The organism is Phaeobacter sp. JH20_02 (assembly GCF_048056915.1).
Classification (GTDB): Bacteria; Pseudomonadota; Alphaproteobacteria; order Rhodobacterales; family Rhodobacteraceae; genus Phaeobacter; species Phaeobacter bryozoorum.
Map to the genome: position 1 here is coordinate 547,120 of NZ_JAYMVP010000022.1, position 14,004 is coordinate 561,123.

At 62.1% G+C, this 14,004-nt stretch carries 13 protein-coding genes; 11 read left to right on the plus strand and 2 right to left on the minus strand.

Annotation, left to right across the window (positions count from 1 at the left end; all coding sequences use genetic code 11):
* Nucleotides 1-44 precede the first annotated feature (44 nt).
* Complete coding sequence (locus tag VWY34_RS09355; protein ID WP_416545420.1) at nucleotides 45-710, plus strand: HAD-IA family hydrolase; 666 nt, start codon at nucleotides 45-47, stop codon at nucleotides 708-710.
* Between the two features lie 108 nt (nucleotides 711-818).
* Complete coding sequence (locus VWY34_RS09360; protein ID WP_416545422.1) at nucleotides 819-2,027, plus strand: DegT/DnrJ/EryC1/StrS family aminotransferase; 1,209 nt, start codon at nucleotides 819-821, stop codon at nucleotides 2,025-2,027.
* A gap of 21 nt (nucleotides 2,028-2,048) precedes the next feature.
* On the opposite strand, the gene VWY34_RS09365 is transcribed toward VWY34_RS09360, so the two are convergent.
* Nucleotides 2,049-3,113 carry a Hint domain-containing protein gene (locus VWY34_RS09365; protein WP_416545424.1) on the minus strand — a complete coding sequence of 355 codons (1,065 nt, stop codon included), beginning with the start codon at nucleotides 3,111-3,113 and terminating at the stop codon, nucleotides 2,049-2,051.
* A 198-nt stretch (nucleotides 3,114-3,311) separates the two neighbouring features.
* On the opposite strand from VWY34_RS09365, the gene VWY34_RS09370 reads away from it, so the two are divergent.
* Complete coding sequence (locus tag VWY34_RS09370; RefSeq protein ID WP_416545425.1) at nucleotides 3,312-4,472, plus strand: isovaleryl-CoA dehydrogenase; 1,161 nt, start codon at nucleotides 3,312-3,314, stop codon at nucleotides 4,470-4,472.
* A gap of 152 nt (nucleotides 4,473-4,624) precedes the next feature.
* Here the strand turns inward: VWY34_RS09370 and VWY34_RS09375 are convergent, their stop codons facing one another.
* Nucleotides 4,625-5,227, minus strand: a complete 603-nt coding sequence (locus VWY34_RS09375; RefSeq protein WP_416536805.1) for an OmpW/AlkL family protein — start codon at nucleotides 5,225-5,227, stop codon at nucleotides 4,625-4,627.
* 149 nt (nucleotides 5,228-5,376) lie between these two features.
* On the opposite strand from VWY34_RS09375, the gene VWY34_RS09380 reads away from it, so the two are divergent.
* From VWY34_RS09380 to VWY34_RS09415, 8 genes are all read left to right on the plus strand, one after another.
* Nucleotides 5,377-6,918, plus strand: a complete 1,542-nt coding sequence (locus tag VWY34_RS09380) for an AMP-binding protein (protein WP_416545427.1) — start codon at nucleotides 5,377-5,379, stop codon at nucleotides 6,916-6,918.
* Nucleotides 6,915-7,391, plus strand: a complete 477-nt coding sequence (locus tag VWY34_RS09385) for a hypothetical protein (RefSeq protein WP_416545429.1) — start codon at nucleotides 6,915-6,917, stop codon at nucleotides 7,389-7,391. Before VWY34_RS09380 ends, VWY34_RS09385 begins: the two co-directional genes overlap by 4 nt.
* On the plus strand, nucleotides 7,388-8,992 hold the full coding sequence (locus tag VWY34_RS09390; RefSeq protein WP_416539238.1) for a carboxyl transferase domain-containing protein: 1,605 nt from the start codon (nucleotides 7,388-7,390) through the stop codon (nucleotides 8,990-8,992). The genes VWY34_RS09385 and VWY34_RS09390 overlap by 4 nt, the downstream gene beginning before the upstream one ends.
* Before the next feature lie 90 nt (nucleotides 8,993-9,082).
* A complete protein-coding gene (locus VWY34_RS09395; RefSeq protein ID WP_416544712.1) occupies nucleotides 9,083-11,032 on the plus strand; it encodes an acetyl/propionyl/methylcrotonyl-CoA carboxylase subunit alpha in 1,950 nt (649 codons plus the stop codon).
* A gap of 91 nt (nucleotides 11,033-11,123) precedes the next feature.
* Complete coding sequence (locus VWY34_RS09400; protein WP_416535938.1) at nucleotides 11,124-11,984, plus strand: hydroxymethylglutaryl-CoA lyase; 861 nt, start codon at nucleotides 11,124-11,126, stop codon at nucleotides 11,982-11,984.
* Between the two features lie 90 nt (nucleotides 11,985-12,074).
* A complete protein-coding gene (locus tag VWY34_RS09405) occupies nucleotides 12,075-12,857 on the plus strand; it encodes a crotonase/enoyl-CoA hydratase family protein (RefSeq protein WP_416544713.1) in 783 nt (260 codons plus the stop codon).
* 238 nt (nucleotides 12,858-13,095) lie between these two features.
* Nucleotides 13,096-13,461, plus strand: coding sequence for an NADH-quinone oxidoreductase subunit A (locus tag VWY34_RS09410; protein WP_014874151.1), 366 nt, complete (start codon nucleotides 13,096-13,098; stop codon nucleotides 13,459-13,461).
* Nucleotides 13,452-13,985, plus strand: a complete 534-nt coding sequence (locus tag VWY34_RS09415; RefSeq protein ID WP_082996117.1) for a NuoB/complex I 20 kDa subunit family protein — start codon at nucleotides 13,452-13,454, stop codon at nucleotides 13,983-13,985. Before VWY34_RS09410 ends, VWY34_RS09415 begins: the two co-directional genes overlap by 10 nt.
* The last annotated feature ends 19 nt before the right edge of the window (nucleotides 13,986-14,004 follow it).

Genomic DNA, 14,004 nt, shown 5'->3' on the forward strand with positions numbered 1-14,004 from the left:
GCTTGCAACAAGCGGTGGCGGAAACGCGCCGAGGGAGGGCAGATATGCGAACTGTTATCTTCGATCTCGATGGTACTTTGGCGGATACATCCGGTGATCTTCTGGCTGCGGCGAATGCCTGTTTCCGTCAGATGGGACTGGGGGACCTGCTGACCTTGCCACGGGATGCTGCGGTTGCCCTGCGCGGTGGCAAGAGCATGTTGACCACCGGGCTGAAACGCGCCGGGGAGTATCGTGAAGAAACCGTCGAGGAATACTATCCGCAGCTTCTGGAGTATTACCGCGATGCGATTGACCATCACACGGTGTTGTATCCGGGCGCCATGGCGGCGGTGGAGCAGTTGAAAACCGACGGGTTCCGGGTGGGGATCTGCACCAACAAGCCGGAGGCGCTGGCGGAGAAGCTGATGCAGAGTCTGGGCGTACGTGATGCGTTCCACTCTCTGGTCGGGGCGGATACGCTGCCGGTGCGCAAGCCTGACCCGGAGCCGCTGCGGGAGGCTGCCCGGCGGGCCGGGGGTGATCCTGAGCGTACAATTCTGATCGGTGATACGGACACCGACCGCAAGACCTCGGCAGCGGCCGGGGTGGCCTCGGTGCTGGTGACCTTTGGTCCGTCCGGCGACGACCTTGAGGCGCTGCGCCCCGAGGCGCTGTTACAGCGTTTTGAGGATCTTCCGGCACTGGCGGCCCGCTTGCTGCCTCTTTGATGTCAGGCGATGTCGTCCGGGCGATGTCGTCGTGACATCGTCGCCGTATTCTCGGGTGGTTCCATGGCAGGGCTTGACCTCCTGTGATCAGGGGCAGACAAAAACACCATGACAGAGATATTCAGCGGTAGCTTTACCCAGCAGGAACCCATCCCCGAAGACGCCATCGAAGCCGCCGTCGCGGTGATGCGCCACGGACGCCTGCATCGCTACAATGTGGTAGCGGATGAGGCGGGCGAGGTAACCCTGCTGGAAGAGGAATTTGCGGCACAGATGGGCGCGCCCTATGCCCTGGCCGTGGCGTCGGGGGGCTATGCGCTGGCAACCGCCCTGCGCGCGGTCGGGGTGCGGCCCGGCGACAGGGTGCTGACCAATGCCTTCACCCTCGCGCCGGTACCGGGGTCGATTGCCGCTGTTGGCGCACAGCCGGTCTATGTCGGGGTAACCGAAGCGCTGACCCTTGATCTTGAGGATCTTGAGCGTCAGCTGGCGGCGGATGGTCACCCAAAGGTTCTGATGCTGTCACATATGCGGGGTCATCTTTGCGATATGGATCGGTTGATGGCCATCTGCGATGCTGCGGGCGTCACCGTGATCGAGGACTGCGCCCACACCATGGGCGCGCGGTGGAGCGGGGTTCTGTCCGGCCGTCACGGCGCTGTCGGCTGCTATTCCTGCCAGACCTATAAGCACGTGAACTCGGGAGAGGGCGGTCTGATGATCACCTCGGACCCCGAAATCGCGGCCCGCGCCATCATGCTGTCGGGGTCTTATATGCTCTACTCACGGCATCGGGCTGCGCCCGGACCTGAGGTGTTCGAGCGGATCAAATATGAAACCCCCAACATTTCGGGCCGTATGGACAACCTGCGCGCTGCGATCCTGCGCCCGCAGCTGCGGCAACTGGACCAGCAGGTGCAGCGCTGGAACGAACGCTATCAGCAGATCGAGACAGGGCTGCGAGACACGCCCGGCCTGCAGGTCGTCGAACGCCCGCAAGCGGAGTTATATGTCGGCTCCTCCATCCAGTTCCTGCTGCTGGACTGGTCGGCTGACAAGATCCGTGAGGTGCTGCGCCGGTGCAGCGCTCGCGGAGTCGAACTCAAATGGTTTGGTGCGGCTGAGCCGGTCGCATTCACCTCCCGCTATGACAGCTGGCGCTATGCGGCGGCACCGGCAATGCCCGCAAGTGATCGGGTGCTGCACGGGATCATCGACATGCGGGTGCCATTGACCTTCTCGCTTTCCGACTGTGCGCAGATCGCGCGCATCATCCGGGCTGAGGTGGCGGCGGTGTTCCAGGCCGGAGAGCGCTGACGGGTCGGCTGGCTGCTCGGCTCAGATAGGATCCACGACAGCGCGATTGTTTTTGCCGATCCGTTCCAGAAGCCGCTTTTGTCTGGGCTGTGGCGGGATGGGTCTGGCGCTGGCAGGGCCGTGCTGGGCTGCGCCAACCAGATCCGGAAACAGCTGTTTCAACTCCTGCCGCGCGGCGGGGGAGAGGGCGGCCAGAGACGGTTCGGTGACCAGCAGGCTTTCGCTGGGGGCACCATTGGCGAGAACGATCTCGTGGTTGTCGAACAGCATGTGGAAATAGGCGATGCCCTCCTGCGGTGCGGATACATAGATCCCCGGCAGGGCCGTAAGGCGAATGGCCGGGATCAGCACCTCGAATTGGCCAAACATGCGCTGCGCCACGCGTGATCGGATCAGCATCCGATGCTGCCGCGAAACCAGCAGCGGTTTCTTGGGCAGTCCCGGCCCGAGGGCGCCGGCCTCGATCCGCACCGGGCGGAGCCTGGGGTCGTCCCTCATCTCGTTCGCCGAGACACGCCGCCTGCCAATCCAGCGCAGCGGCTTCAGCCCCTCCTCGGTCATGACCATGTCGCCCGGCGTGAGGGTTTCGATGGCGCGGGGACCGTCGGCCGTTTCGATCAGGGTGCCATTGCAGAAGCATACCAAGAGCGAGATATTGTCGACGATCGCGCCGAGACTATCGTCGCTGCCAAGTTCGGTCAGGCGCAGCGTGTAGTCTCCGGGGCTGGTGAAGTTCACATTCAGGCTGGTCTGGGTAAAGCTGCTGGTGGTCGGCAGCACCGACATGGAGGCGATAACCGCTCCGCTCGCATCCAGAATTTCGACGGTAAATCCCTCGGTGCCCGCCTGACTCAGCGAGGCAGTGCGCAGGGCGGCGTCCAGCGTCAGCGTGGTCTGGATCGGAGCAGTGACGGTAAAACTCTGCTCCATCACGGTGGTCTGGCCGGATTGACCGTCCATTTCGGCCACGCGATTGGATGAGCCATTCCCGAGATAGGCGCTCTCGGTATTGCTGGCCTCCAGGTCGGTGCCGCTCCAATTGGCGGAGCCGCTGTCAAATGTTCCGTTGATGATCAGATTTTGCATCGCGCCGGGCCTCTGCCTGCTTTTGGTAAACAATGCGTTAATCGCAAAGTAAGGCGCCAGTGTGGCAATCGCACCGCCGTGGCGGCGGGTATGTGCAGATTATTTCTGCACCCTGAGGTGTCATCTTATTGACTGAAGGCCAGGGATGTGGCTATTAATGAACAAGTGTTCAATAACCGGCGACTTCGGGAGAAAACGATGTTTAACGCAAGCATGACCTTTGATCTGGGCGAAGATGTGAATGCCCTGCGCGACATGGTGCACCGCTGGGCGCAGGAGCGCGTCAAGCCAATGGCGCAGGAGATTGATCAGAAAAACGAATTCCCCGCCGAGCTATGGCAGGAGATGGGTGAGCTGGGATTGTTGGGTATCACCGTGCCTGAGGAATTCGGCGGTGCCGGCATGTCCTATCTGGCCCATACCGTCGCGGTTGAGGAAATCGCCCGGGCCAGCGCCTCGGTGTCGCTGTCTTATGGCGCGCATTCGAATCTCTGCGTCAATCAGATCAAGCTCAACGGCAATGCCGAACAAAGGGCAAAATATCTGCCGCGGCTGATTTCCGGCGAACACGTCGGCGCGCTGGCCATGTCCGAGGCAAGCGCCGGTTCCGATGTTGTCTCGATGAGCCTGCGCGCGGAGAAGCGCAATGATCACTACCGCCTGAACGGCAATAAATACTGGATCACGAACGGTCCCGATGCCGACACGCTGGTGGTCTATGCCAAGACCGATCCCGAAGCGGGATCCAAGGGGATCACAGCCTTCCTGATCGAAAAGGAATTCAAGGGCTTCTCGACCTCGCCGCATTTTGACAAGCTGGGGATGCGCGGCTCCAACACCGCCGAACTGGTATTCGAAGACGTCGAGGTCCCATTTGAGAATGTGCTGGGTGAAGAAGGTAAGGGCGTGCGCGTCCTGATGTCTGGTCTCGACTATGAGCGCGTCGTTTTGGCGGGCATCGGCACTGGCATCATGGCCGCCTGCATGGATGAGATGATGCCCTACATGAAAGAACGCAAACAATTCGGCCAGCCGATTGGAAACTTCCAGCTGATGCAGGGCAAGATCGCCGACATGTATACCGCGATGAACACCGCGCGGGCTTATGTCTACGAAGTGGCAAAAGCCTGCGACAAGGGGACTGTGACCCGCCAGGATGCCGCCGCCTGCTGTCTTTACGCCTCTGAGGTGGCCATGACGCAGGCGCATCAGGCGGTGCAGGCCTTTGGTGGGGCGGGCTATCTCTCCGACAACCCGGTGGGCCGTATCTTCCGGGATGCCAAGCTGATGGAGATTGGCGCGGGCACCTCGGAGATCCGCCGGATGCTGATCGGCCGCGAGCTGATGGGCCAGATGTAAGCCGACACCGGGGCAGATGCCCTGGCTGACTGCTGTCTTGCGGCTTGGTGATGCAACACGCCTGCAAGGCGCAAGACGGAGAAAGCGGCGCCCCATAAGGTGCGCCGCCTCTCCCTGAACCACTCGTTCTAATCAGTTACTCGTCAAAGGGATCAGAAACGGTGAACGTAGCCAAACCCAACAGTGACCGGATCAATCTCGGCGGTGCCGATCTTGGTGCCGTTCAGGGTCACATCGGTTTCGATATCCATGTAGCGGACGTTCACCCGCAATGCGCCACGATCCGAGATCTGCCAGTCGGCGCCAAGGTTCAGTGCCAGCCCGACGCTGTCATCAAGCGAAATCACCCCCGCGGGCGAGCTTTCCTCAAAGAAGGTCGTGTAGTTGATACCAACGCCGACAAAGGGTTTGAACTTGGTCTGTGTCGGGAAGTGATAGTTGACCGACAGGGTCGGCGGCAGATGCTTCGTAGTCGCGGTATAGGCGCCGTTCAAAGAAATATCATGTTCGAACGGGCTGGCGGCCAGAAGTTCAATCCCGATGTTGTCGCGGATGAAGTACTCCGCGGTGAAGGTCAGAGCAGTATCGTCGTCAATCGTGGCAGCAGCACCGGCGAGCGTACCATTGTCGGATTTCGGATTGACGTTGGCGATGCCGATGCCAAGGGTCCAATCCCCCTGGGACTGGGCAAGGGCGGGGCCGGCCAGGGCTGCCAGTGCAGCGCTAAGAGCCAGGGCGGAAACCATACGGGTCATTGGGACTATCCCTCTTCTTTCGTGTACGGGGGATCTATGCGCTCATCCGCCGGGTGTTACACTGATCTGGATCAAACCCGCGCGGGCTTTCCCCTTGGGAACGCAGTGAAAAAACGCATGTCGGCCATGCAACCTGCGAGGGGCTGTTAATGACCAAGCAGACGACATATCCCGGGTTGACGGCCGCAGGCGACTGGGCGTTTCCTGCCCGCCTCAACATGGCTGAACAAGCTCTGGACCACCCGGACGATGCGCTTGCGCTGATTGATCTCACAACCGCAGACCGCCGGGATGTGACCTACGGGATGCTGCGCGGACAGGTGGACCTGCTGGCCCGCCACCTGTCGGCGCAGGTCGCCCCCGGAGATCGTGTCGGTGTACTGCTGAGCCAGTCTGTCGGCTGCGCAGTTGCGCATCTGGCGATCTGGAAGATTGGTGCCATCTCGGTGCCGTTGTTCAAGCTGTTCCAGCAGGATGCGCTGGCCTCACGCATCGGCGATGCCGGATTGGACCTTGTGCTGACCGATACGGCTGGGGCCGCCCAGCTGGGTGAGCTGGCACAGCCGCTTCTGGTGGAGGAGGTCCTGACCAAAACCCCGGCGCACAATGGCGATCTGCTGCCCTATGCCGAAACCACCCCGGAGACGCCAGCGGTGTTGATCTACACCTCCGGCACCACAGGCAGCGCCAAGGGGGCATTGCACGGGCACCGGGTTTTGTCGGGCCATCTTCCCGGTGTTGCGATCAGCCATGATCATCTCGGCCAACCTGGCGATTGCCTCTGGACCCCTGCGGACTGGGCCTGGATCGGCGGTCTGTTCGATGTGCTGATGCCGGGTCTGGCGCTGGGCGTCCCTGTTGTCGCCGCACGGTTGGACAAATTTACGCCGGAGGCTTGCGCCGACATCATCCGCCGGGGGGACGTGCGCAACGTCTTCTTCCCGCCGACCGCATTGCGCCTGCTGAAGGCGGCGGGGCAGGGGCTCGACGGTCTGCGCTCGGTCGCGTCTGGTGGAGAGCCCCTGGGCGCAGAGATGCTCGCCTGGGGCCAGCGGAGCCTGGGCGTGACCATCAACGAATTCTACGGTCAGACCGAATGCAATATGACGGTTTCCTCCTGCGCCGCTGATTTCCCGGTCCGTCCTGGCTGTATTGGCAGGCCGGTTCCGGGGTGCGTGGTCGAGGTGATCGACGCCGACGGCACCCCCACACGTGCTGAGGGCGATGTCGCCGTGCGCCGGGGCGCGGCGTCGATGATGCTTGAATACTGGAATCGCCCCGACGCGACGGCTGAAAAATTTCATGGCGACTGGCTGGTCACCGGGGATCGCGGCATCTGGGAGGGTGACTATCTGCGCTTTGTGGGCCGCGAGGATGATGTCATCACCTCCGCCGGCTATCGCATCGGCCCGGCCGAGATCGAGGACTGCCTGATGACCCACCCGGCCGTGGCAACCGTGGGTGTGGTGGGTAAGCCGGACGAGCTGCGCACCGAAATCGTGAAGGCCTATGTGGTGCTGAAACCCGGTCACTCGCCATCCGAGAAAGATCTGCAGGACTACGTCAAATCCCGTCTGGCAAAGTACTCTTACCCACGCGAAGTGGAGTTCTTGGAGGCCCTCCCGATGACGGTGACCGGTAAGGTGATCCGCAAGGAACTGAAGGCGCGGGCAGCGGGGGAGGTGAAATGATAAGGCAACTGGCAATATCGGCTCTTCTGATCGCAGGCGCCGCCGGTGCAGCTGCGCAGAAAGCACCAGAGCAACTCGATGTGCCACTTTGGTTTGACCGTTGTACTGCCCTTTCGAGCACTCACATTGCCAGTGAGATGGATCGTCGGTGTATGTCCACCGCATACGACTATTGCGAATATGGGAGGCTGTATGATGAAAGGCGGCCCTGCATTGAGGAGCTGACCCTCCATATTCGAGGTCGAACTGAGGCGATCGCAGCGGTACTTCCTGAACAGGCATCGTTGTCTGACGCCTTCTTGGAGCAATCGTATCATCAGAGATTGGCAACGCTTATGAACGATGAGTTGGCCCCCAACTGCGCGCAGATGACGAAATTTATGTGTGAAACCCTGAAAGTCGTGTTGCGATGGAGCACGGCTCGCGAATTGGCACGCACTGCCGGTGTAGCAAATGAATTGGATGTGAAATGAAACTCAATTCCAAGGCGATGCCTTCCTCGGAAGGCTTCAAACAGAACCGCGAGGCGCATCTGGACGCGCTCGCGCAGATCAGCGAGGCGGCAGAGGCCGCGCGCATGGGCGGCGGCGAGAAATCCCGCGCCCGGCACGAAAGCCGCGGCAAGATGCTGCCGCGCCGCCGGGTGGCGAACCTCTTGGACCCCGGCTCCCCGTTTTTGGAGATCGGCGCCACTGCGGCGCACGCCATGTATGACGGTGCTGCTCCTGCGGCGGGCGTGATCGCGGGCATCGGTCGGGTTCACGGCCAGGAGGTCATGGTGGTCTGCAACGACGCCACCGTGAAGGGCGGCACCTACTACCCGATGACGGTGAAGAAGCACCTGCGCGCGCAGGAGATTGCCGAGGAAAACCGTTTGCCCTGCATCTACCTGGTCGACTCGGGTGGTGCCAACCTGCCCAACCAGGATGAGGTCTTCCCCGACCGTGACCACTTCGGGCGCATCTTCTACAATCAGGCGCGGATGTCGGCCAAGGGCATCCCGCAGATTGCCGTCGTCATGGGCTCCTGCACTGCGGGCGGTGCCTATGTGCCGGCGATGTCGGATGTCACCATCATCGTGAAGGAGCAGGGCACCATCTTCCTCGCGGGCCCGCCGCTGGTGAAGGCCGCCACGGGCGAGGTGGTCAGCGCCGAGGATCTGGGTGGCGGCGATGTGCACACGCGCCTCTCCGGTGTGGCGGATTACCTCGCCGAGGATGACGCCCATGCGCTGGCACTGGCGCGGCGCGCGGTGCAATCGCTGAATATCACCAAGCCGTTGACAGTGAACTGGGCCAGCCCAGAGGACCCCGCCTACGACCCCGAGGAAATCCTCGGCGTGGTGCCGGGCGATCTGCGCACGCCTTATGACATCCGCGAGGTGATTGCGCGGCTGGTCGATGGCTCGCGCTTTGATGAGTTCAAGCCGCGCTTTGGCGAGACCCTTGTGACCGGCTTTGCCCATGTGAAGGGCTGCCCGGTCGGCATCATCGCCAACAACGGTGTCCTGTTCTCCGAAGCCGCCCAGAAAGGCGCGCATTTCGTGGAGCTGTGCTCCCAGCGCAAGATCCCGCTGGTGTTCCTGCAAAACATCACCGGCTTCATGGTCGGCCGCAAATACGAAAACGAAGGCATTGCCCGCCACGGCGCCAAGATGGTGACAGCGGTGGCCACCACCAATGTGCCGAAGGTTACGATGCTGGTTGGCGGCTCCTTCGGTGCTGGCAATTACGGCATGTCGGGCCGCGCCTATTCCCCGCGTTTCCTGTGGACCTGGCCGAATTCCCGTATCTCGGTGATGGGTGGCGAGCAGGCGGCGGGCGTGCTGGCGACAGTGAAACGCGACGCGATCGAACGTATGGGCGGCAGCTGGAGCACTGAGGACGAGGCCGAGTTCAAACGCCCCACCATCGAGATGTTCGAGGAGCAGAGCCACCCGCTTTACGCCTCGGCGCGGCTTTGGGACGACGGCATCATCGACCCGCGCAAGAGCCGTGACGTGCTGGCCCTGTCGCTGAGTGCCGCCCTGAACGCCCCGATCGAAGAGACCAAATTCGGCGTCTTCCGGATGTAAGCGCCCCGCGTTTCTTCTGGCCCAAAATATCCCCGGGGGTCCGGGGGCAGGCAGCCCCCGGTCCAGAGCTCCAGACAAAGGACCAACCCCATGTTTGACAAAATCCTGATTGCCAATCGCGGCGAGATCGCCTGCCGTGTGATGGAAACCGCCCGCGCCATGGGCGTGAAAACCGTGGCGGTCTATTCCGACGCCGATCGTGGCGCAAAGCATGTCGCCATGGCGGATGAGGCCTGCCACATCGGGCATGGCCCGGCGCCGGCCGACAGCTATCTCCTCGGCGATGAGATCATCGCAATTGCCAGGGCGACCGGTGCGCAGGCCATCCACCCCGGTTATGGGTTTCTTTCGGAGAACCCGGGTTTTGTGGATGCGATAGAGGCTGCGGGCCTTACCTTCATCGGCCCTTCTGCGGAGGCGATCCGCAAGATGGGTCTGAAAGACGCCGCCAAGGTGCTGATGGAGGCGGCTGGCGTGCCGGTGGTCCCGGGCTATCACGGCGCCAATCAGGATGCCGATTTCCTCAGGGATCAGGCGGATCAGATTGGCTATCCGGTGCTGATCAAGGCAGTTGCCGGTGGCGGCGGCAAGGGGATGCGGCTGGTTGAGAAACCTGCCGATTTCGCCGACGCGCTCAAAAGCGCGCAGGGGGAGGCCACCACCGCCTTTGGCAACCCCGATGTGCTGATCGAGAAATACATCCAGCAGCCGCGCCATATCGAGGTGCAGGTTTTTGGCGACGGCAAAAGTGCCGTGCATCTGTTCGAGCGCGACTGCTCCCTGCAACGCCGCCATCAGAAGGTGATCGAGGAAGCCCCCGCGCCGGGCATGACCGCAGAAATGCGCGCCGCGATGGGCGAGGCGGGCGTGCGCGCGGCCGAAGCCATCGGCTACAAGGGCGCGGGCACGGTTGAGTTCATCGTTGACGGCTCTGACGGGCTGCGCCCTGACGGGTTCTGGTTCATGGAAATGAACACCCGCCTGCAGGTGGAGCATCCAGTGACCGAGCTGATCACCGGCGTTGATCTGGTGGAATGGCAGCTGCGGGTTGCATCGGGCGAGAGCCTGCCTGCCAAACAGGAAGACCTCACCATCACCGGCCATGCGTTTGAGGCACGGCTTTACGCCGAAGACGTGCCCAAGGGCTTCCTGCCCGCAACCGGCACGCTGACGCATCTGTCCTTCCCGGCTGAGGCCCGCGCCGACAGCGGTGTCAGGGCAGGGGATACCATCAGCCCCTGGTATGATCCGATGATCTCGAAGGTGATCGTACATGGTCCCACCCGCGCAATCGCCCTGTCGCGCCTGTCGCAGGCGCTGGCGGCAACCGAGGTCGGCGGCACGGTCACCAACCTTGCCTTCCTTGGCGCGCTGGCGGCGCATGAGGGCTTTGCGGCGGGGAACGTCGACACGGGCCTTATCGCGCGCGATCTGGATCAGCTGGTGCAGGCGCCTGGGGTGACGCCCGAGCAGAAGGCCGCCGCCGGTATGCAGGCCCTTGGCCTCCTCGAGGGCGGCTGGGAGACCGGCTTTACCCTTTGGTCCGATATGCGCCGTTCCGTTCACCTCAGCCATCAGGGTGATGTGTTTGAAGCCACGGTTGAGGTGGATGGACCGGATCGCCAGATCTGGGAGTTCCCTCAGGACCCCGAATCCCAGGTCTGCGCCACCAGGATCGGTGGACATTGGGTGCTGGGCGGTAATCGTCTGCCCTCGATCGCCCAATCGGGCAATACGATCACCGTATTTGATAGCTATGGCCTCGAGTTCGAGGTGATTGACCCCCTGGACCGCGCATCGGCAGCGGGCGGGGATCAGAATGTGATCGAGGCCCCGATGCCCGGTCTGGTCAAGGCGGTTTTTGCCGAAGCAGGCCAGAGCGTCAAAGAAGGTGAACGACTCGCTATCCTTGAGGCGATGAAAATGGAACACTCGCTTCTGGCGGCCCGCGACGGCATGGTGGCCGAGGTGCTGGCCTCGGCTGGTGATCAGGTCGAAGCGGGGGCCGCGTTGGTCCGCCTGGAGGAGGCGGACAGCTAAACGGCTGGCATGGGCGCGATCTCGGGTCGTGCCCGCGCCCTGCGGCCTGATGGGCCATTTGATTTGTGAATTGAGCTTGGGAGGATGTGCTGTGGGTGAAAGCGTCGAGATTTTCGAAGTCGGACCACGCGATGGTTTGCAGAATGAAAAGCGGGACATACCGGTATCGGAGAAGGTTGCGCTGATCGACCGCCTGACGCAGGCGGGCTTCCGGCGGATCGAAGTTGCGAGCTTTGTCTCGCCCAAATGGGTGCCGCAGATGGCCGGATCGGGCGAGGTGCTCGCCGGGATCAACCGTGGGGCGGATGTGCGCTATGCCGCGCTGACGCCGAATATGCGCGGTTACGAGGATGCCTTGGCCGCCAAAGCGGATGAGATCGCGGTCTTTGCCTCTGCGTCGGAGGGGTTCTCCAAGGCCAATATCAACGCCAGCGTGGCCGAATCCATCGAACGGTTCACGCCAATCATCGAGGCCGCGCGCCATATCGATCTGCCGGTGCGCGGATATATCTCCTGTGTGACAGAATGCCCGTTTGACGGGCCAACGGACCCCGACGCTGTTGCGGCGCTGGCGGATCGGCTGTTTTCCATGGGCTGCTATGAGATTTCGCTGGGCGACACCATTGGTCAGGCAACACCGGATTCGATTGCACGCATGTTGCTTGCGGTGCGTGAGCGGGTGCCGGTCAGCCGCTTGGCGGGGCACTATCATGACACGGCTGGGCGGGCGATTGACAACATTGATGCGTCGCTTTCGCTTGGTGTCCGGGTGTTTGACGCGGCCGTCGGCGGCCTGGGCGGTTGCCCCTATGCGCCGGGGGCAGCAGGCAATGTCGCAACCGAGGCGGTGCATGAGCATCTGACGCGGCTTGGCTACGAGACGGGTCTTGACGGTTCTGTGCTACAGGACGCGGCGAAGATGGCCCAGGCAATGCGCAGCGACGGCAGCTGATTCACACCGAAGCGTAAACAACAGCGGACCGAAACCAAAATCGCAGCCCGCCGGCAGTGGGCTGCGAGCAGGACAGGCAGGACGACCCCTATGTACACCACACTCACGCTGACCACCGACGATCGGGGTGTTGCGACCCTCATGCTCAACCGCCCCGAGAAGCACAACGCCATGTCCGGCGATATGCTACAGGAGCTGAAGGCTGCCGCAGCTGCGCTGGCTGCGGACCGGTCGGTGCGCGTTGTCGTGCTCACTGGGGCGGGCAAGAGTTTCTGCGCGGGCGGCGATCTGGGCTGGATGCAGGCACAGATGACTGCGGATGCCGAAACCCGCGCGCGCGAAGCCAGGGTTCTGGCGGAGATGCTGATGGCCATCAATACCCTGCCGCAGCCGGTGATTGGGGCGGTTCAGGGCAATGCCTTTGGCGGCGGTGTCGGCATGGCCTGTGTCTGCGATGTCGCGATTGGGGCCGACCACATCAAGATGGGTCTTACGGAGACACGGCTGGGCCTGATCCCGGCCACGATTGGCCCCTATGTCGTCGCCCGCATGGGTGAGGCGCGGGCGCGGCGTGTCTTTATGTCGGCGCGTCTGTTCGGGGCTGATGAGGCGGTCGATCTGGGGATTCTTGCGCGGGCCGTGCCCGTCAGCGAGATGGACGCCGCAATCGAGGCCGAGGTGACCCCCTATCTGAGCTGCGCGCCCGAGGCGGTCGGGGCCGCAAAGGCATTGGTACGTGATCTGGGGCCGAAAATCGACGATGCGGTGATTGATCACACGATTGCCGCATTGGTGGAGCGCTGGGAAGGCCGGGAGGCACCCGAAGGGATTGCCGCGTTTTTCGCCAAGGAAAAACCAAGCTGGCAGCGGTAGCCCCGTCAAAAATGCCTGATTTCTTCGCTTGGGGCGTGCCTTTTGCCGGGTACGCCTTATCCTATGAAAACAATAGGGTTTAAGGCCCATGATGTGGATCTGCCGCGCCCGTTACAGAAGGTTTATCCATTAACGATGCGTTGGTTGACGGTGAGGGGGGAGGGGAGTAGACACTGCCCCAAGTCAACACGCCAATTGACGGCGCGCAGAAATCCGCGCGCACGGAAAGGAGCCACTCGTGGAAGAGATGTTGCGGGAATACCTCCCGATTCTGGTGTTTCTGGCCGTAGCGGTCGGGCTTGGAATTGTTCTTATTTTGGCGGCAGTTGTGCTGGCCGTCCGCAATCCGGACCCTGAAAAGGTCAGCGCCTATGAATGCGGGTTCAACGCATTCGACGACGCACGGATGAAGTTTGATGTCCGGTTCTACCTGGTGTCGATTCTGTTCATCATTTTTGATCTGGAAATTGCGTTTCTGTTTCCCTGGGCCGTCGGCTTCAAGGATATGAGCGATGCGGGCTTCTGGTCGATGATGGTGTTTCTCGCTGTGCTGACCATCGGTTTTGCCTATGAGTGGAAGAAAGGGGCCCTGGAATGGGAGTGATGACCGGAGCCAATACGGCTGGCGTCGACAAGGAAGTTGTCACCCAGGCCCTGAATGCCGAACTGCAGGACAAGGGGTTTCTGCTGACCTCGGCAGAAGATATCATCAACTGGGCGCGCACCGGCTCGCTGCACTGGATGACCTTTGGTCTGGCCTGCTGCGCGGTTGAGATGATGCACACCTCGATGCCGCGCTACGATGCCGAGCGTTTCGGTATCGCGCCGCGTGCCTCTCCGCGCCAGTCGGATGTGATGATCGTCGCGGGGACGCTGACCAACAAGATGGCGCCCGCCCTGCGTAAGGTCTACGACCAGATGCCCGAGCCGCGTTATGTGATCTCGATGGGGTCCTGCGCCAATGGCGGCGGCTATTACCACTACAGCTATTCCGTGGTGCGCGGATGTGACCGGATCGTGCCTGTGGATGTCTATGTGCCCGGTTGCCCGCCGACGGCAGAGGCGCTGCTGTATGGTCTGATGCAATTGCAGCGCAAAATTCGCCGCACCGGCACGCTTGTGCGTTAAGTGGCTTTGGTTGGAGAGA